This window comes from Elizabethkingia occulta, from assembly GCF_002023715.1.
Lineage (GTDB): Bacteria > Bacteroidota > Bacteroidia > Flavobacteriales > Weeksellaceae > Elizabethkingia > Elizabethkingia occulta.
The window spans coordinates 101,254-119,229 of sequence record NZ_MAHX01000016.1; the positions used below are offsets into that span (position 1 = coordinate 101,254).

The window sequence follows — 17,976 nt, forward strand, 5'->3', positions numbered from 1 at the left end:
ATTAAATACAATATAGGGATGAAAAAACTATTTCTTTTTCTTGGGGTTATTATAAGCATCTTTAGCTATTCTCAGGTTAAAGAAAACTTAGTTATCCCTCCGCATCCAAAGATAGGATTATCACTAAGTGGTGGTGGCGCAAAAGGCTTTGCCCATATAGGAGTTCTGAAAGTTTTGGACTCAATGGGGGTTAAAGTAGATTATATTGGCGGAACCAGCATGGGTGCAATTATCGGAGGATTATATGCAACCGGATACACAGGAAAAGATATCGAAAACATTATCCTGAATACAGACTTCTATAATGTATTGAGCAGTTCCAGTCCACGCCAGCAAACCTCATTTTTCAGTAAAAATGTCGATAAATATCTTTTGAAAATCCCGATACAAAAGGGTAAAGTAGTATTACCTTCAAGTATTTCTTCAGGTCAGAAAAACCTGGCTATGTTCAAAGAATTATTTCAGAACTATTCTTCTGTTCAGGATTTCAGCAAACTTCCTATCCCCTTCTTTTGTATAGCAACCAATATTGAAACAGGAGGTGTAAAGCAACTTGAAACAGGAGACTTATCTCAATCCATTATGGCTAGTTCTGCTTTCCCTGGACTTTTGGACCCTGTAAAAATCGGAGACAGTCTTTATGTTGATGGCGGTATAACAATTAACTATCCTTCCGGCCCACTAAAAAAGAAAGGAATGGATATTGTAATTGGGGTAAATCTTGATCAGGGATTTGAAAAAAGGGACCAACTAAATAATATTGTATCTATCCTCAATCAGATAATCACTTTTGGTATTTCTAAAGAAACCAGAAAACAATTACCCTATACAGATATTAATATTCAACCTGTCCTTACCGGAGTTAATGTTACCAGCTTTGAAGAAAAAGACAAAACCATTAAAGCAGGTTATGAAGAAACATTACGTTATTCCGGTATTCTGAGACAGTTACCAAAAAAGGAAGCTCCAGTTGTAATAAACAAAAAGATAATACTGTCAGAAGTGTACAAAATAGACGGTTTCGAGATAGAAAACGACAATATATATAACAAAGACTATATCAAGGGTAAGATGGGCCTTAAAATCCCTTCCCGCTATACTTACAGTAACATCAATAGTAAGATTGATCAGCTATATGCAACAAACAATTACAGCTTTATCAATTATGACATTGTAAATGAAAACGGAAGAAATATTCTAAAGCTAAATGTAGCTGAAGATCAGAACCGAATATTTATGAAATTTGGACTTCACTATGATGAAGTATTCAAAACCGGTCTATTGGCAAACCTTACAGCAAAAAGAGCTTTATTCAAAAACTCCAATGCAAGTTTGGACGTTGTGTTTGGAGACAAGCCGCGTTATTATTTCAATTATCTAATGGACAACGGATATATTCCGGGCTTTGGTATTTTTTCTTCAGGAATGAAACTTGATTTAAAAGATCAGGATGCAAATGTATATCAAAACTGGAATTGGTTCCGGAACGAAATCTATATTCAGTCTGTATGGAAAGACAGGTATGCTATAGGCGGAGGATTGAGTTATGATATATTCAATCAGAAAATGGGAACCAATAAAAATACATTCCATTACTACAATCCTTATATCTTTATTAAAAGTGATACGCAGGATAATACAGAATTTCCAACAAGAGGTATTTATATAGATATCCAGGCAAAAGCTTTAGATCTATTCAAGGACAAACAACTTGAAGATAAGGGTGCGCAGGTCTCCGGAAATGTAAAACTGAATATTAAATTTTCGGAAAGACTTACTTATAGAGTTTCCGGATTTATGGGTGTAACATTCGGAGAAGTTCCGGAATTTTACAAGTACAGACTGGGTGGGATATTTGAGCAAAACCTAGGTTCATTTGTTTCATTCGATGGATATCAGTTTGGACAAAAAACAGATAACAATGTACTTCGGATAACAAATAGTTTTCAGTACCGAATACTGAAGAATTATTATCTTATTGCCAGCTATAATACAGCGAGCCTTTTTCCGAATATTAAAAATACAGAATTCTTAAGCTTCAGAAATAATTCTGTAGGACTTACCGCCGGTTACAGTTCTCCATTCGGACAAATTAAGCTTAATTATAGCCTGCCATTTAATCAGGGAGGCAAGGGAATTTTCAATGTAGTTTTAGGACATTGGTTTTAGAGCATTATACAATCGTAAGCACCCCTACCCTACCCTTTTCAACTGTCAACAAAAATTTATGATAAATTATTTTTATGAAAACGTAGCTCCTGTTTCGGATGAAGAAAAGAGAGCAAAATGGTTAGAACAACTGATCCTGGAAGAAGGCAAAAAACCAGGAGATATTAATTATATTTTATGTGATGATGAATATCTTCTGGAGATAAACCGCCAGTATTTGGATCATGATTATTATACTGATATTATTACTTTCGATTATTGTAAAGGCAAAATAATATCCGGTGATATTTTCTTATCTTTGCAGCGCGTTTTAGATAATGCATCCATGCTCGAAACAAAGCAGGAAGAAGAATTAAATCGTGTTTTAGCTCATGGTATTTTACACCTTTGCGGTTATAAAGACAAAACAGAGGCAGAGCAAAAAATAATGCGATCTAAGGAAGATTATTACATACAAAAATACTAAATGTTTCACGTGAAACAATTTCAAAAATGATCGATCAAATATATGATGTAATAGTAGTCGGAGCAGGTCACGCTGGTAGTGAAGCTGCAGCCGCTGCAGCCAATTTAGGATCAAAAACTTTATTGGTTACAATGAATATGCAAACCATCGGACAGATGAGTTGCAACCCGGCTATGGGAGGTATAGCCAAAGGACAAATCGTAAGAGAGATAGACGCAATGGGAGGATACTCAGGGATTGTAGCAGATAAAAGTGCAATACAATTCAAAATGCTTAATCTTTCTAAAGGACCTGCAATGTGGTCTCCAAGAACACAAAATGACAGAATGCTTTTTGCTTCAGAATGGAGATCAATGCTGGAGCAGACACCTAATCTGGATTTCTTCCAGGATATGGTAAAAGGTCTGATTATTGAAAACAATAAAGTAGCAGGTGTTGTTACTTCTTTAGGAATAGAAATAAAGGCTAAAGCAGTTGTTCTAACCAACGGAACTTTCCTAAACGGATTAATTCATGTTGGAGACAAACAGCTAGGTGGAGGAAGAATGGGTGAACCAAGAGCTTTCGGAATTACGGAGCAATTGGAAAGCTTAGGATTTGATGCAGGAAGAATGAAGACCGGTACCCCACCCCGCATAGACGGAAGAAGCTTAGATTATTCTAAAATGGAAGAACAGCCAGGTGATGAAAATCCTCAGAAATTTTCATATCTGGATACTCCAAAATTGAAAGAACAAAGAAGCTGTCATATTACTTATACTAACGAGATTGTTCATGATATTCTAAGATCTGGTTTTGACAGATCTCCAATGTTCAACGGAACAATTCAGAGTATAGGACCAAGATACTGCCCAAGTATTGAAGATAAGATTAACCGTTTTGCAGAAAGAAACAGACACCAACTATTTGTAGAACCTGAAGGCTGGAATACTATAGAAATATATGTGAATGGCTTCAGCTCTTCCCTACCGGAAGATGTACAGATTAAAGCAATGCGCCATATTCCGGGATTTGAGAATGTAAAAGTATTCAGACCAGGATATGCTATTGAATATGACTACTTTCCACCAACTCAGTTAAAGCATACTTTAGAAACCAAGATAATTGACAACCTATATTTTGCAGGTCAGATCAATGGTACTACAGGCTATGAAGAAGCTGCAGGACAAGGTTTAATTGCTGGTATAAATGCCCATAACAAAGTCTTTGATAAAGAAGAATTTATACTAAGCAGAGATGAAGCATATATAGGTGTATTAGTAGACGATCTTATTACAAAAGGGACTGAAGAGCCATACAGGATGTTTACTTCTCGTGCTGAATACCGTCTTCTACTCCGCCAGGACAATGCGGATATCAGGCTTACAGAAAAAGCTCATAAACTAGGTTTAGCTTCCGATGAAAGGCTTCAAAAGGTTGAAAATAAGATAGCTAAAAGTTCAGAGCTGGAAGAATTCCTGAAGTCTACATCTGTAAAAGTAGATGACATAAACCCAATTCTGGAAGAAAACAGTTCGAGTCCTGTAAATCAAAGCTTTAGAGCAGCTCAAATACTGACAAGACCTAATATAGACCTTAATAAACTTTGTACTATAGAAGAAATCAAAAATAAGGCTGCAGAATATACAGACGAGGTAAGAGAACAGGCTGAGATCAATATAAAATACAAAGGATATATAGATAAAGAAAAGGAAAATGTTGCCAAACTTCATAGACTTGAAAACATAAAAATTCCTGAAAATTTTGATTATTCTAAAGTAAACAGTCTTTCAGCAGAAGCTAAACAAAAGCTATCTTCTGTTCGTCCGGAAACAATTGCACAAGCAGGAAGAATTAGCGGGGTCTCCCCTGCCGATATAAATATTCTGCTTATTTTTCTTGGTAGATAATTATATATGTTTCACGTGAAACATTAACGAAAAATACTATTAAAACAATCATAAGTTATGGTTGTTTTAATTTTTTCTATATGTTTGTATAAAGAAGATTTTTTAGATGAAAATAAAAGATTTATTCCTCACTCAGGAAGAATTTGAAGTAAAAGAAATTTCGGAGGGAATTCTAAAAACATTCCCTGTTCCCGAAAATCTATCAAAATATTACGAAAGTAAAGACTACATTTCGCATCACCAGGAAGACAAATCTTTAAAAACAAAGATTTATAAATTCTTTCAACAATTCAATTTAAAATACAAAAAATCTATTTTAGATACAGAAGTAAAAACAGGAAACAAGATCCTAGATTACGGATGTGGAGCTGGAGAATTTCTGAATTTTATAAAAAGTAGTTATGAAGTATACGGCATAGAGCCAAACGAAAGTGCCCGCAATGCTGCAAAACAAAAAACCGGAGAAGCAAATATTAAAAATAACCTTTCAGAAATAGAAGATTATTCTTTAGATGCAATGACCTTATGGCATGTTTTTGAGCATATTGACAACTATGAAGAATTCCTGGAGGAAGTTTACAAAAAAATTAAACCAAAAGGAAAATTGATAATAGCTGTTCCCAATTATAAAAGTCACGATGCTGAGTATTACAAAGAATACTGGGCAGCTTATGATGTTCCACGTCACATCTTTCATTTTTCTAAAGAAGGGATAAAATCTATTTTTAATAATGAAAGATGGTCATTAAAAAAAATTAACCCTCTCCTACTCGACTCTTATTATATCTCTATAATAAGTGAAAAGTATAAGAAAAATTCCTTTTCATGGCTTAAAGGAGGAATTCGCGGAGCGATTTCTAACAGAAAGGCATTAAAAAACGGCGATTTTTCCTCATTGATATATATTATCGAAAAAATATAGAAAATAGAAATAAGGCCCGTTTCTGAAGGTCGATTTTCAATAAAAAAGAGCAAAAACTAATGTTTTGCTCTTTTTACTTTTATGAATCTTAGAAAAGATAAAAATTCTATTTTATAAATCCATAAGTTTTTATAATCATTCAATTAGTTGTTCTTCAGTTGTTTTCAGAAAATAAAAATCGAGTAGCAATTGCTGGATTGGATTCTGGTCAATCAAATTCAATTACTGAATGAAAAGAAACTTTCCTTCCGTAATTTTTTCAAGAACAGATTTATAATTTTTAAAATCAAATTCCAGACTTATAACAATCCTCCCCCTGCCCCTTTATCAAAATTATTTATAAAAAACTATACAGTCATTTTATTGATGTGGGTATTTTCAACAAATTTCGAAAAAAGAGATTCTGTTGAAATTATTTTATTACTGCGTAACCAAAAAAACTGCAGAAAAAAATCTAATCTGAAGAAATAGATAAATACTACAAAATATTTATATGAAATGAATCCTTCAGTAAAGAAGGATTCAATATTTAGCAGATTGCAAAAAATCTTATAAATTAATTTTTAATAGCTGCAACACCAGGAAGCTCTTTTCCTTCCAAGCTTTCTAACATTGCTCCACCTCCTGTGGAAACGTAAGAAACTTTTTCATCATATCCATATTGTTTAGCAAAGGCAACACTATCTCCTCCTCCTACTAGAGAAAAAGCATTAAGTTCTGTCGCTTCAGCAATACTGTCTCCTAATTTGATTGTTCCGGTTGCAAAATTTGGCATTTCAAAAACTCCAAGTGGACCATTCCATAAAATTGTTTTGGAAGAAAGAACGACATCATTAAATTTCTCAGAAGTTTTCTCTCCAGCATCAAGACCCATCCATCCTTCAGGAATATCGTATGCATCAAATTGCTTTGATTCAGCATCGTTATTAAATTCTTTAGCAGCTACTACATCTATCGGCAGATAAACCTTAACATTATTTTCCGCAGCGCTCTTCAAAATTTGCAAAGCCAGTTCTTGTTTATCGTCTTCTACAAGAGAATTACCAATATGTCCTCCTTTTGCTTTAATAAAAGTAAAAGCCATTCCACCTCCAATAATAAGATTATCTACAGCCGGAAGGATATTTTCGATAATAGTGATTTTAGAAGAAACTTTAGACCCTCCCAAAATTGCAGTAATAGGTCTTTCACCATTATGAAGAACTTTATCAATGGCATCAAGTTCCTGAGCCATTAAGAAGCCAAAAGTTTTGTTTTCAGGAAAAAAATCGGCAATAACAGCTGTAGAAGCATGTTTACGGTGAGCTGTACCAAAAGCGTCATTAATGTAGATATCACCAAGTTTTGCCAGCTGGCCAGCAAAGTCTTTATTTCCTTCCTCTTCCTCGTTATAATATCTTAGATTTTCTAAAAGAAGAACTTCTCCAGGCTTTAATTCAGCTACAGCTTCTTCAGCAATACTGCCAATACAGTCTTTTGAAAATTTAACGGGTCTTCCTAAAACAGAAGAAACTTCATCTACAATTGCTTCAAGAGAAAATTTAGGATCTTTTTGACCTTTTGGTCTACCAAGGTGTGTCATCAATATAACAGATCCTCCATCATTCAGAACTTTATCAATAGTTGGTTTGGCCGCTACAATTCTGGTGTTATCAGTAACCTTGCCTTCTTCATTCTGGGGAACATTAAAATCCACACGGATCAATGCTCTCTTTCCTGAAAAATTAAATTCATTAATGCTTTTCATATACAAAACTTATTTGCACAAATGTAGGACATCTCAGCGAAAAAAAAAGAAAAAGGGCAAACGAGAAATCAACAATGCATTCACAGATTTTAACAATTAACTTTTATAAAAGAAAAAAAAAGAATGTGTTATACTGTTGTAGTGTTAGGAATTGTGGAAAAAAAATAGGCTCATTTTTACTCATATTTAATCTTTACATAACTAATACTTTATTAACACTAAAAATATATAAAAATCAATAAGTTATGAGGTTATCCACACTCTGTGGATAACTATGAATAGGGATAAAGTTGCTATTTTTCTCTGGGTATAACTTCTTTGTTTTACCCCTGAAAAGAAAATGAAAAAAGTTTTTTTTATTTCAGTAAAAATTCTCATTAGTTAATTTTTCTTAAAATAGAAAATAAAGTTCTCGGATAGTTTTCCATAGTTATTAACATACTTTCCCACATTTTATTGGCGTATTTATGGAAACCTTTTACTGGTGCGTTTCTGTAATGATTACCTATATTAATATATAGTTGATAAGTTGAGCCAAATTTGATTATAAACAGACAGGTGTCCTGTAATTCATATTTTGTAATTCGTTCTTTATAATTAAATTTAGAGTAAATTTGTATTTATACTAATAATAAAGAATAAAAGGAAAATGAAAAAGATTGCTATCGCAGGAGATCACGCTGGTTTCGAATATAAAGAGATCCTAAAGAAATACCTTGATGGAAAATACGAGGTAAAGGATTTCGGAACCTACTCTACTGACAGTGTAGATTATCCGGATTTTGTACATCCTGCAGCTTCAGCTGTTGAAAACGGAGAATTCGAATTAGGAATTCTGATCTGTGGAAGCGGAAACGGAGTACAGATTACTGCTAACAAACACCAGGGAATCAGATGTGCATTATGCTGGGAAGTAGAAATAGCAGAATTAGCAAGACAACACAACGATGCAAATATGATGTCTATCCCAGCAAGATTTGTTTCTGAAGATTTAGCAAAGCAAATGGTAGATGCTTTTCTTACAACCAATTTTGAAGGAGGAAGACACCAAAACAGAGTTAATAAAATCAAATTCTGTTAATAAACTATATTTATAGTTTATAATTTTTAAACACTATACTATGCCAAGGAAGAAGAGAAATTTAAGTAAAAAGAATAATGACAAATTACATGATATAGGAAGATTGATTGTAAGGTTTATGTCTAAGAAAACTTCTAAAATCTATAACTATAAACAGATTGCTGAAGGCATAGAGTTTAAAAACCCAAGGCAGCGAGAGCAGGTTATACAGACATTGCATATTTTGTTGTCAGAAAATAAAATAAAAGAAGTAGAAAAGGGTAAATATATCCTGAATATAGAAATAAGCGATACTCTTACCGGTATAATAGATTTTAACCAATCTGGTAATGCTTATGTAAAAGTAGAAGGTGTTAGTGATGATGTATTTGTACACCAGAAAAATGTAAAGAATGCTCTACAGGGAGATACAGTTACAATTGTTCCGTTTCATTTTAAAGGAAAAAAACTGGAAGGTGCGGTAGTAGATGTTATTGAAAGAAGCCGTACTCAGTTTGTAGGTACATTCCAATACATTGCCTCTAAGGACTTTGGCTTTGTTATTTTTGATAAAAAAATAATTAATACCGATATCTTTATTCCTAAGACTAAGTTTAACGGTGCAAAAGATGGAGACAAAGTTATTGTTAAAATGCTGGGTTGGGACGATAAAAGTAAAAATCCTGAAGGAGAAATTACTGAAGTCCTCGGGCATCCGGGAGATCATGAAACAGAGATCCATTCCATACTTGCCGAATACGGACTTCCTTATAATTTCCCGCCTGAAGTTGAGGCTGAAGCTCAAAAAATTGACCAGACATTATCAGAGCAGGAAATCGCCAGACGCTGGGATATGCGCGATATACTTACTTTCACAATAGACCCTAAAGATGCAAAGGATTTTGATGATGCTCTTTCACTGCGCAAACTTGAAAATGGTAATATTGAGGTAGGAGTTCATATTGCAGATGTATCTTACTATGTACAACCCGGAACATTATTGGATCAGGAGGCTTATGACAGAGCAACCTCTGTATATCTTGTAGACAGAGTGGTACCTATGCTTCCGGAGGTATTGAGTAATGAATTGTGTTCACTTCGCCCCAACGAAGATAAGTTTACCTTTTCAGCTGTTTTTGAATTAAATGACAAAGCCGAAATTCAGAAAGAATGGTTTGGTAGAACAGTTATTAATTCAGATAGAAGATTCACTTATGAAGAAGCACAGGAAAGAATAGAAACTAAAGAAGGAGATCTTACAGAAGAAATAAATCTTTTAGATTCTTTAGCAAAAATACTTCGTAAGGATCGTATGAAGCATGGAGCTATTGCGTTTGACAGAGCGGAAGTACGTTTCAACCTGAATGAAGAAAGTCAGCCAATTGGTGTTTATTTCAAAATCAGTAAAGATGCTAATCACCTGATTGAAGAATTCATGCTTCTGGCTAATAAAAAAGTATCAGAGTTTGTTTCTCTTACCAGAAAGAACGAACCAACAAACAATACATTTATTTATCGTATTCATGATGACCCGGATCCTACAAAATTGGCTTCATTAAGAGATTTTGTACATACTTTCGGATATAAAATGAATATTTCTAACCGGAATAAAATTTCGGAATCAATGAATAAACTTCTTTCTGAAGTAAAAGGGAAAGGAGAAGAAAATATGATTGAGACTCTTGCTATGCGTAGTATGAGTAAAGCCGTTTATTCTACCGAGAATATTGGGCACTATGGGTTAGCTTTTGAATATTACTCGCATTTTACCTCCCCTATCCGTCGTTATCCGGATGTTATGGCTCACAGACTTTTGCAGCATTATCTGGACGGAGGAAAGTCTCCGAATGTGGCTGAATATGAGGAAAAATGCAAGCATTGCAGCCAGATGGAACGCTTGGCAGCAGATGCTGAAAGAGATTCCATCAAATTTATGCAAGTTAAATTTATGGAGAAACATGTGGGAGAAACCTTCAAAGGAGTTATTTCTGGTGTTACCGATTGGGGAATTTATGTAGAAATCCCTGAAAATGGTGCCGAAGGACTCATAAGATTACGTGATCTTACAGATGATTCATATATGTTTGATGCAAAGAATTATGCTATTGTAGGCATGACGCACGGAAATACATATCAATTAGGAGACGAAGTAGAGATAAAGGTTGTAAAAGCGAATATAATTGCCAAGCAGCTGGATTTTAAACTGATTCAATAAAAATTTATGTTAGAACTAATTTTATCTGCTGTAGGATTAGGCATTATGCTTAGTCTGGTCTTCATTGGACCTATATTTTTCCTGTTGATTGAAACTAGTTTTACACGGGGCCCCAGACATGCATTGGCTTTAGATCTGGGTGTTATATTAGCTGATATCACCTGTATTGTGGCAGCTTATTACAGCAGTCACGATCTGGTAACGATTATAGACCGGCATCCTAGTTTTTACAGAATCACAGCCTTCATTGTCCTTATGTACGCTGTTTTTATGATCCTCACGAAAACAAAAATGCATGTAGAAGGAGAGCAAAAACTTATTAGTCAGAATTATTTTAAAACCTTTATCAATGGTTTTCTTTTCAATATTCTAAATATAGGAGTAGTACTTTTTTGGCTTGTAACAGTAATTTCGGTACGAAAAAACTATCCAAGTGCAGATGAATTTTTACTATATATAGGACTTGTAATCCTTACCTATCTCAGTATTGATGTCTTTAAAATTCTTTTGGCAAAACAGTTTCATAATAAACTGAATGATAAAGTTGCGAATAAAATAAGGAAGCTGGTAGGCTTCATTCTGGTTGCTTTCAGTGTATTTATATTCCTGCAGAGTTTTAAAAAATTCAATCAGTTTGATAAGAAATTGGAAGAAAGCGGTTACCATAAACTTGACCATAACACAGATCAGAAAAAATAATGAAAGAAATTGTTTTTCCGAATAAGATTAAAAAAGGAAGTACTATCGCGGTAATAACTCCGGCAGGCGCTATAGAAGCAGGACAGCTGGATAAAACTTTAGAACTTATAAAAAGCAAAGGTTACGAACCAGTTTTAGGCTCAAATGTCTATTCAAAGTATGTTAATGGTTATAACTACGGCGGAACTCCTGAAGAAAGATTATCCGATCTTCAATGGGCTTTAGATGGTGATTTTGGTGCTATATGGACTACGCGCGGCGGATATGGATGTGCACAGCTTCTACAGCAAATAGACCTGAAAAAATACCGAAAAAATCCAAAATACCTTATCGGATACTCTGATGTTACTGTGCTGCAGAGTTATTTACTGAAAAATGGTTTTGCGTCTGTTCATGGGCAAAGTATCAAAACATCTTCTCAGGGCGTTTCTGAAGCTTCTTATGAAGGAATTTTTAATATTATGAGTGGTAAAAAAACTCAATATGTTATTGAAAATAACTCCTTAAATAAGAAAGGTAAAGCCAAAGCCCAACTTGTAGGCGGAAATCTTGCAATGATCTACAGTGTTATGGGATCTAAGTATTCTTTTGATTTCAAAGACAAAATTCTATTTATTGAAGATATTGGAGAACAGTACTATGCATTGGACCGTATGCTGATGAATCTGGAACTAAACGGAATCTTTGGAAAGATAAAAGGATTAATTGTTGGTGGAATGACTGGTATGGGTGATGAGAAAACCAATGAGCATTACGAGGCTTCTTTTGATCCTATGGCTTATGAAATTGTTGCTCAGAAATTAGATAAATATGATTTTCCGGTAGCATACGGGTTATCAAACGGACATATTTTCGATAATCAGCCTTTGATAATAGGTGCTGAAGTAGAAATGAGTGTAAAGGATAAAGCACAGATTACTTTTAAATAAAATGCATGGCTGAACATAATGATTTTGGGAAACTGGCAGAAGAACTTGCTGTCAATTTTTTAAAGCAAAATCATTATCAGATTTTAGCCCGAAACTGGTACTGGCAAAAAGCAGAAATAGATATTATTGCAAGGAAGGATAATGTAATCCATATTGTAGAAGTAAAAGCCAGAACTTCAGACGACTTTATCACACCTGAAGAAGCCGTTAATCGGAAAAAGAGAAAATTACTGATTATGGCAGCCAATGAATTTGTACAAAATATGGATGAAGAAGTAGAAGTCCAATTTGATATTATCAGTATCCTGTCTGAAAACGGAAAATTTACCCTTGAATATATAGATGATGCTTTCGAAAGCATCGATTAAATATTAAACGAACCATCTGACAGTGTGAAAATATACCGCTGTCAGGCTATTATATTGCTACAATTATTTATGAGAACAGCATTTATAACCGGAGCAACATCCGGAATAGGAAAAGCAGCAGCAAAAAGACTTGCTGGTGAAAACTACAGACTTATTCTTTGCGGAAGAAGAAAAGAGGTTCTTGAAGAACTTGCAGGAGAATTAGCGCTGAAAACAGATGTATATACACTTACTTTTGATGTCCGAAATTATGAAGAAGTACAGAATGCCATCGCGAGTCTTCCTGCAGAATGGAAGGCTGTAGACATACTGATTAACAATGCCGGAAATGCACACGGTTTAGAACCGCTTACAGAAGGTAAAGTTTCTGATTGGGATATGATGATGGATGGGAATGTAAAAGGGCTTTTATATGTCTCTAAATGCATTATTCCCGCGATGAAAGAAAGAGCTTCCGGACATATCATCAACATTAGTTCTGTAGCAGCATTGCAGACTTATGCAAATGGAGTTGTTTATTGTGCCTCCAAAAAAGCAGTAAAAACAATAAGTGAAGGGATGCGCTTAGAGCTTACAGAATTCGGAATTAAAGTAACTGATCTTGCTCCAGGAGCTGTAGAAACAGAATTTTCAGAAATTCGCTTTAAAGGAGATAAAGAAAGAGCAGCAACAGTTTATGCAGGATATGAAGCACTGAAAGCTGAAGACATTGCAGATGTTATTTCCTATGTTGTAAATGCTCCAAAGCATGTTACAATTGCTGATATGACCATCTACCCTTCTGCACAGGCCTCTCCTACCCAGATTTTCAGAAAATAGATATTGGGAAATGATTACAGTGTTCTCATAACCTCTTAACTTTTTATAACTTTGCAGCATGAAAATTTTGTACCTGGAAACTTCTTCTAAAAACTGCTCAGTAGCAATTTCTGATGATGAGAAATTGTTGAGCGTTTGTGAAGAGACTTCTGAAAATTATAAACAATCCGAAAGCCTGCATACTTTTGTAGAATGGGCATTAGAAGGAGCTGAGATTAGCCTTAAAGATATAGAAGCCGTATGTCTGGGCAAAGGGCCTGGTTCTTATACCGGTTTGCGTATTGGAGCAGCTTCAGCTAAAGGTTTTTGTTTTGGTCTGAATATTCCTTTGGTAACTGTTAACTCTCTTGATGCAATGGCTGAGCCATATTTCAATGGTGAATATGATTATATTATTCCTATGATGGATGCCCGCAGAATGGAAGTTTATAGTAAAGTGTTTAGTCAGAAAGGGGAAGAAATTTCTCCTACTGAAGCCAAAATTCTGGATGAGAGTAGCTTTTCGGAGTATCAGGATTATAAGGTTCTGTTTGTTGGAGATGGTGCAAAAAAGTCTCAGGAAATACTACAGCTTTCAAAAGCTGAATATAAAGATGAAGTCTATCCTTCTGCTCAACATCTTGTACGCAAGGGCTCAGAAGCTGTGAAAAATAAAAACTTTGAAGATATTGCTTATTTTGAGCCTTTTTATCTGAAAGATTTTCAAGGAGTAAAGAAGAAATCGGCAGGTAATTAGTGTTATACAAACTAAAAAATTGTAAAATCGTTTATTTTTAGTCTTGGCAAAGTTTCAAACCTTGCCAAGACTGATAAATTGTTCTTTTGCGTTGGATTATTGTAATTTTATAAATCGTTTTAAAACATAAAATCAAAACTACAATAGGTATTACAGAACCACTCCTTTGGAGAAGAACCTGTATAGAATTTTGAACTATAAACCGAATTCCTTCAGTCCTTTATAAACCAAATGTGTTGGAAGCCCCATTATGGTATAAAAACTTCCATTAATACGCTTTATTTTAGCCATACCTAACCATTCCTGTATTCCGTAGGCTCCGGCTTTATCCATTGGCTTGTAATTCCTGATATAGAAATCTATTTCCTCGTCCGAAATATCTTCCATTTCAACATCAGCAATATCTGTGTATGTAAAGAATTTTTCATTTGAAGAAATGCGGACAGCTGTAATTACCTGGTGTGTTTTTCCGGAAAGTTTTCTCAACATTTTTTTTGCACCCTCCTCTCCTTTTGGTTTTCCCAGTACTTCCCCATCTTGTACCACAATAGTATCTGCAGTAATCAGGATTTCGTCATTTTGTATGGCTGTATAAGCTTTAGCTTTTAATTCAGCCAAATAAGCGGGTATTTTAGTAACTGGTAAAGATTTCGGATAGATTTCCTCACAATATATTTTTACAGTGCTAAAATCGTAGCCAAGAGCCGAAATAAGCTCTTTTCTTCTCGGAGATTGTGAAGCTAATAAAATCTTCATATTTCTTATTCTCTATTTTTTCGTGTTTATTATTTCTGATTTAGTACTTCTAATTTTAAGTTAAATAGGTCAATCGCTGAATTGTTTATTTTACGTTTCGTATCTCTAACTTCATATTTCGTACTTCGCACTTTATCAGATGCTTTGGGTATTATCATCATGCCATTTTCCCTGGGCTTTCATCACCTGCTCTACAACATCACGGACACACCCTTTTCCTCCATGGATATTGGAAATATAATGAGAGATCTCTTTCACTTCCGGGACTGCATTGATTGGACATGCTGCAATTCCTACCTTTTCCATGACATATTTGTCTGGAATATCATCACCCATAAATAAAATTTCATGATTCTCAAACTGATATTTTGAGACAAAATCTTCAAAATCCTCCATTTTATTATGAGATTTCATATAAATATCTGTAACTCCAAGATATTGCATTCTGTTTTTTACCATAGGATCATTCCCACCGGTAATAATACCAATTACAAAGCCTTCTTTTATAGCTTTTACAATGGCATATCCATCCAGAACATTCATAATGCGGCTCATGCTTCCATCTGGTTGCAGGATGATTGATCCATCAGTGAAGACACCATCTACATCGAATACCAATGCTTTTATATTTTTCAGATTCTCTTTATAGCTCATACATTTTGGTTATAGATTCAGTAAGTATTTTGTAAATATTAAGCTGATTATCATTATCAATCAGGTTTTCCTGGAACCGGATTACATTCTGATCATTTCTTACGGCAGGACCCGTCTGTGCATCTTTAGGAGAAATTGTTTTTATTTTGTCAGCAGTTTCCTCTATTAGTGGTAAAAGGTAATTGAAAGGAATATCATTCTGTTTACAGATTATCTCGGCCTGAGCGTAAAGGTGGTTAACAAAGTTGCAGGCAAATACAGCAGAAAGATGCATCTGTTTTCTCTGTTCATGATTGATGCGCATCACATTAGTACTGATTTTATTTGCCAGATCAGTTAACAGAATATTGTCACTCTCCCACCCCGCATCTACAAAAAGCGGAATTTTTGAATAGTCTAATTTTCTGTTTTTAGAAAAGGTCTGCAATGGATAAAAACTAGCTTTTCGGTATGGCCCTTCAAGTACATCACGTGATAATGATCCTGATGTATGCGCTATAAGAGCTTGTTCATATGGTATTTTTTTAGAAACTTCAGCGATAGCTTTATCACTGGTACAGATAAGATAAAAATCTGCTTGTTTCAGATTCTCCGTAGAATATTCAACATTAATTTCTTCTGATAATTTTTTTAGGTCCTTTTCATTTCTTCCATAAAGCTGAATAAGATCTATTCCTGCTTCTTTAAAGGCTTTAGCCATGTGCCAGGCAACATTCCCTGAGCCTATTATTACTGTCGTCATACTACAAATATAGGTATAAGATTTTAGGATATGGTCTTAATCTTCTGAAGATTCTTCTTTAGTAACTTTACGAATTCTGGCGCCCCAACAGCCTAATTGCTTTAGAATAGGAACCAGCTCCAAGCCCATTTCAGTATATTCATATTCCACCCGTGGCGGAACTTCAGCATATACAGTTCTTTTTATAATACTACTTTTTTCCAGTTCACGAAGTTGTGTTGTTAGCATTCGTTCGGTAATATTACAAATACTCTTATGGAGCTCTCCGAAGCGCTTTTTTCCACCTTCTAACTGACACAAAATAAGAAGCTTCCATCGTCCTCCAATTTGTGAGATAGCATATGGTGTATCGCATTCAATAATGTATTGTTTATTTATATTATTGGTTGATGTTTCTTTTATTTTCCCCATTACTTACTTTTTTTACAGTAGCATACAATTTAATGTACTATATGCAAATTTAGACGTATAAATTTAATTTTGAAAAAAAATTGGAATGAAAAAAGCAGCTTATATAGGGTGCCTTACATTAATTGGAATTATTAGTACTGAGTTTGGAGTTATAAGTATACTTCCTCAGATCTCAGAATATTATGGAGTTTCTATAGATAAAGCCGGAAGTCTTTTGAGTATTTTTTCGATTACAATAGCAGTTACCGGATCTGTAATTACACTTCTTACCTCCGGATTTAATCGGAAAAAGATAATGTTAGTCGCGATGGTTTTATTTTTATTATCAGATATTTTGTCGATTATAGCTCCTCCGTTTGGGGTTTTACTCGTTGTAAGAATGTTACCTGCCTTTCTGCAACCTACCTGTATTGCTGCAGCTATTTATGCAGCAGTGGCTCTTGGAGACGATAAACATAAGAATGAACTTATAGGTATAGTTATAAGTGGAATTGCTGTTGCTTCAGTAGTTACAGTTCCACTTTCAGGCTATGTATCAGGTGTTTTTCAGCAATGGCAGGCTGCCTATGTTTTACAAGCAATTATTAGTCTTCTTACTATTGTTATTATTTATAAAATGCTGCCATCAGTTCCGGCACCTAAAGAAACAATCTCACGGAAGAAACAGCTGGTTATTCTTAAAGATCCCATATTTCTACTAAGTATGGCTTTTAACTTGTTTCTTATCACTGCCTGGTTCTGTACCTACAGTTATATTGCGGAATATCTTCAAAAAAGTCTGGCAATGGATGAAAAAACAACCAGCTATATGATCTTTTTATTCGGAGTAATGGGAGTTGCTTCTAATTGGGTTGCCAGAAAAATGCTTAACAAGAGAATGATGCCGGCAGTAGTCTTGTTTTCTTTAGGAACTATTGTACTTCCTTTTTTATTGAATTTCAATACCAATCCGGTACTTACAATTAGTATTATTTCTATCTGGGGATTCTGGTATGGTCCATGTGTAATGATAGCTGTTGTTTATATGGTCTCTAATGCACCTTCTTATGCATTGGAGTTTGCCAACAGTTTGCAAAACTCAACAGGTAATCTTGGTGTTGCATTGGGAACCTCGATAGGAGGGTGGATTATTGTTTCAAAGGGAATTTCTGTTACACCATGGATAGGAGCAGCGTTTGGTATTATTTCTCTGCTTATTCTTGCTATTAATTCTTATCTGAAGAAAAACAGAGAGCAAAATTGTCATCATAAAATTCAAGAGTCGGAACTTCTTACAGAGTAGGAATTTTATGCAATTATTATTAAAACTTTATATTGAATTTTTAGGCCCTGGTTAGACAATGACCGGGGCTTTTTTATAAAATAAAGCATCTGTAAGAAAAAAATAATTTAAC

The 17,976-nt window shown here is 34.5% G+C and carries 17 protein-coding genes; 12 read left to right on the plus strand and 5 right to left on the minus strand.

What is annotated here, in order from left to right; translation table 11 throughout:
* The first annotated feature begins 18 nt into the window (after positions 1 to 18).
* From BAZ10_RS11170 to BAZ10_RS11185, 4 genes are all read left to right on the plus strand, one after another.
* Complete coding sequence (locus tag BAZ10_RS11170; protein ID WP_078772121.1) at positions 19 to 2,169, plus strand: patatin-like phospholipase family protein; 2,151 nt, start codon at positions 19 to 21, stop codon at positions 2,167 to 2,169.
* A 58-nt stretch (positions 2,170 to 2,227) separates the two neighbouring features.
* A complete protein-coding gene (gene ybeY / locus BAZ10_RS11175; RefSeq protein WP_078772122.1) occupies positions 2,228 to 2,635 on the plus strand; it encodes an rRNA maturation RNase YbeY in 408 nt (135 codons plus the stop codon).
* Positions 2,636 to 2,661: 26 nt separating this feature from the next.
* Positions 2,662 to 4,524 carry a tRNA uridine-5-carboxymethylaminomethyl(34) synthesis enzyme MnmG gene (mnmG, locus tag BAZ10_RS11180; protein WP_078772123.1) on the plus strand — a complete coding sequence of 621 codons (1,863 nt, stop codon included), beginning with the start codon at positions 2,662 to 2,664 and terminating at the stop codon, positions 4,522 to 4,524.
* A gap of 106 nt (positions 4,525 to 4,630) precedes the next feature.
* Positions 4,631 to 5,446 carry a class I SAM-dependent methyltransferase gene (locus BAZ10_RS11185; RefSeq protein WP_078772124.1) on the plus strand — a complete coding sequence of 272 codons (816 nt, stop codon included), beginning with the start codon at positions 4,631 to 4,633 and terminating at the stop codon, positions 5,444 to 5,446.
* A 556-nt stretch (positions 5,447 to 6,002) separates the two neighbouring features.
* Here the strand turns inward: BAZ10_RS11185 and BAZ10_RS11195 are convergent.
* Entirely contained in the window at positions 6,003 to 7,193 is a 1,191-nt protein-coding gene (locus BAZ10_RS11195) for a phosphoglycerate kinase (protein WP_078772126.1), read from the minus strand.
* A gap of 649 nt (positions 7,194 to 7,842) precedes the next feature.
* On the opposite strand from BAZ10_RS11195, the gene rpiB reads away from it, so the two are divergent.
* From rpiB to tsaB, 7 genes are all read left to right on the plus strand, one after another.
* Entirely contained in the window at positions 7,843 to 8,274 is a 432-nt protein-coding gene (gene rpiB / locus BAZ10_RS11200; protein WP_078772127.1) for a ribose 5-phosphate isomerase B, read from the plus strand.
* A 40-nt stretch (positions 8,275 to 8,314) separates the two neighbouring features.
* Positions 8,315 to 10,468 carry a ribonuclease R gene (gene rnr, locus BAZ10_RS11205; protein ID WP_078772128.1) on the plus strand — a complete coding sequence of 718 codons (2,154 nt, stop codon included), beginning with the start codon at positions 8,315 to 8,317 and terminating at the stop codon, positions 10,466 to 10,468.
* A gap of 6 nt (positions 10,469 to 10,474) precedes the next feature.
* Complete coding sequence (locus BAZ10_RS11210) at positions 10,475 to 11,167, plus strand: LysE family translocator (RefSeq protein ID WP_034871950.1); 693 nt, start codon at positions 10,475 to 10,477, stop codon at positions 11,165 to 11,167.
* Positions 11,167 to 12,096 carry a S66 peptidase family protein gene (locus BAZ10_RS11215; protein WP_078772129.1) on the plus strand — a complete coding sequence of 310 codons (930 nt, stop codon included), beginning with the start codon at positions 11,167 to 11,169 and terminating at the stop codon, positions 12,094 to 12,096. The genes BAZ10_RS11210 and BAZ10_RS11215 overlap by 1 nt, the downstream gene beginning before the upstream one ends.
* Positions 12,097 to 12,101: 5 nt before the next feature.
* The gene (locus BAZ10_RS11220) at positions 12,102 to 12,464 is read left to right on the plus strand and encodes a YraN family protein (protein WP_078772130.1); all 363 of its coding nucleotides are present in this window, start codon (positions 12,102 to 12,104) and stop codon (positions 12,462 to 12,464) included.
* Between the two features lie 69 nt (positions 12,465 to 12,533).
* Positions 12,534 to 13,283: an SDR family NAD(P)-dependent oxidoreductase gene (locus BAZ10_RS11225; protein ID WP_078772131.1), complete on the plus strand. Its 750-nt coding sequence runs from the start codon at positions 12,534 to 12,536 to the stop codon at positions 13,281 to 13,283.
* Positions 13,284 to 13,341: 58 nt separating this feature from the next.
* On the plus strand, positions 13,342 to 14,019 hold the full coding sequence (tsaB, locus tag BAZ10_RS11230) for a tRNA (adenosine(37)-N6)-threonylcarbamoyltransferase complex dimerization subunit type 1 TsaB (RefSeq protein ID WP_078772132.1): 678 nt from the start codon (positions 13,342 to 13,344) through the stop codon (positions 14,017 to 14,019).
* Between the two features lie 195 nt (positions 14,020 to 14,214).
* On the opposite strand, the gene BAZ10_RS11235 is transcribed toward tsaB, so the two are convergent.
* The 4 genes from BAZ10_RS11235 to BAZ10_RS11250 all read right to left on the minus strand — a co-directional run bounded on the left by BAZ10_RS11235 (position 14,215) and on the right by BAZ10_RS11250 (position 16,582).
* Positions 14,215 to 14,775 carry a Maf family nucleotide pyrophosphatase gene (locus BAZ10_RS11235; RefSeq protein WP_078772133.1) on the minus strand — a complete coding sequence of 187 codons (561 nt, stop codon included), beginning with the start codon at positions 14,773 to 14,775 and terminating at the stop codon, positions 14,215 to 14,217.
* Positions 14,776 to 14,910: 135 nt separating this feature from the next.
* Positions 14,911 to 15,429, minus strand: a complete 519-nt coding sequence (locus BAZ10_RS11240; RefSeq protein ID WP_078772134.1) for a KdsC family phosphatase — start codon at positions 15,427 to 15,429, stop codon at positions 14,911 to 14,913.
* Positions 15,419 to 16,171, minus strand: coding sequence for a Rossmann-like and DUF2520 domain-containing protein (locus tag BAZ10_RS11245; protein ID WP_078772135.1), 753 nt, complete (start codon positions 16,169 to 16,171; stop codon positions 15,419 to 15,421). Before BAZ10_RS11245 ends, BAZ10_RS11240 begins: the two co-directional genes overlap by 11 nt.
* A 36-nt stretch (positions 16,172 to 16,207) precedes the next feature.
* Positions 16,208 to 16,582 (minus strand): winged helix-turn-helix transcriptional regulator, encoded by a 375-nt coding sequence (locus BAZ10_RS11250; protein WP_078772136.1) that lies wholly within the window; start codon positions 16,580 to 16,582, stop codon positions 16,208 to 16,210.
* A gap of 85 nt (positions 16,583 to 16,667) precedes the next feature.
* Between BAZ10_RS11250 and BAZ10_RS11255 the strand changes: the two genes are divergently transcribed.
* On the plus strand, positions 16,668 to 17,864 hold the full coding sequence (locus BAZ10_RS11255) for an MFS transporter (RefSeq protein WP_078772137.1): 1,197 nt from the start codon (positions 16,668 to 16,670) through the stop codon (positions 17,862 to 17,864).
* The last annotated feature ends 112 nt before the right edge of the window (positions 17,865 to 17,976 follow it).

What these genes read in the sequence shown, in the direction of transcription:
- BAZ10_RS11250 (WP_078772136.1), bottom strand. Translation starts at nt 16,582, where the DNA reads ATGGGGAAAATAAAAGAAACATCAACCAATAATATAAATAAACAATAC.
- BAZ10_RS11235 (WP_078772133.1), bottom strand. Translation starts at nt 14,775, where the DNA reads ATGAAGATTTTATTAGCTTCACAATCTCCGAGAAGAAAAGAGCTTATT.
- mnmG (WP_078772123.1), top strand. Translation starts at nt 2,662, where the DNA reads ATGATCGATCAAATATATGATGTAATAGTAGTCGGAGCAGGTCACGCT.
- BAZ10_RS11210 (WP_034871950.1), top strand. Translation starts at nt 10,475, where the DNA reads ATGTTAGAACTAATTTTATCTGCTGTAGGATTAGGCATTATGCTTAGT.
- rpiB (WP_078772127.1), top strand. Translation starts at nt 7,843, where the DNA reads ATGAAAAAGATTGCTATCGCAGGAGATCACGCTGGTTTCGAATATAAA.
- BAZ10_RS11170 (WP_078772121.1), top strand. Translation starts at nt 19, where the DNA reads ATGAAAAAACTATTTCTTTTTCTTGGGGTTATTATAAGCATCTTTAGC.
- BAZ10_RS11220 (WP_078772130.1), top strand. Translation starts at nt 12,102, where the DNA reads ATGGCTGAACATAATGATTTTGGGAAACTGGCAGAAGAACTTGCTGTC.
- ybeY (WP_078772122.1), top strand. Translation starts at nt 2,228, where the DNA reads ATGATAAATTATTTTTATGAAAACGTAGCTCCTGTTTCGGATGAAGAA.
- rnr (WP_078772128.1), top strand. Translation starts at nt 8,315, where the DNA reads ATGCCAAGGAAGAAGAGAAATTTAAGTAAAAAGAATAATGACAAATTA.
- BAZ10_RS11240 (WP_078772134.1), bottom strand. Translation starts at nt 15,429, where the DNA reads ATGAGCTATAAAGAGAATCTGAAAAATATAAAAGCATTGGTATTCGAT.
- BAZ10_RS11185 (WP_078772124.1), top strand. Translation starts at nt 4,631, where the DNA reads ATGAAAATAAAAGATTTATTCCTCACTCAGGAAGAATTTGAAGTAAAA.
- BAZ10_RS11195 (WP_078772126.1), bottom strand. Translation starts at nt 7,193, where the DNA reads ATGAAAAGCATTAATGAATTTAATTTTTCAGGAAAGAGAGCATTGATC.
- BAZ10_RS11215 (WP_078772129.1), top strand. Translation starts at nt 11,167, where the DNA reads ATGAAAGAAATTGTTTTTCCGAATAAGATTAAAAAAGGAAGTACTATC.
- BAZ10_RS11245 (WP_078772135.1), bottom strand. Translation starts at nt 16,171, where the DNA reads ATGACGACAGTAATAATAGGCTCAGGGAATGTTGCCTGGCACATGGCT.
- tsaB (WP_078772132.1), top strand. Translation starts at nt 13,342, where the DNA reads ATGAAAATTTTGTACCTGGAAACTTCTTCTAAAAACTGCTCAGTAGCA.
- BAZ10_RS11225 (WP_078772131.1), top strand. Translation starts at nt 12,534, where the DNA reads ATGAGAACAGCATTTATAACCGGAGCAACATCCGGAATAGGAAAAGCA.
- BAZ10_RS11255 (WP_078772137.1), top strand. Translation starts at nt 16,668, where the DNA reads ATGAAAAAAGCAGCTTATATAGGGTGCCTTACATTAATTGGAATTATT.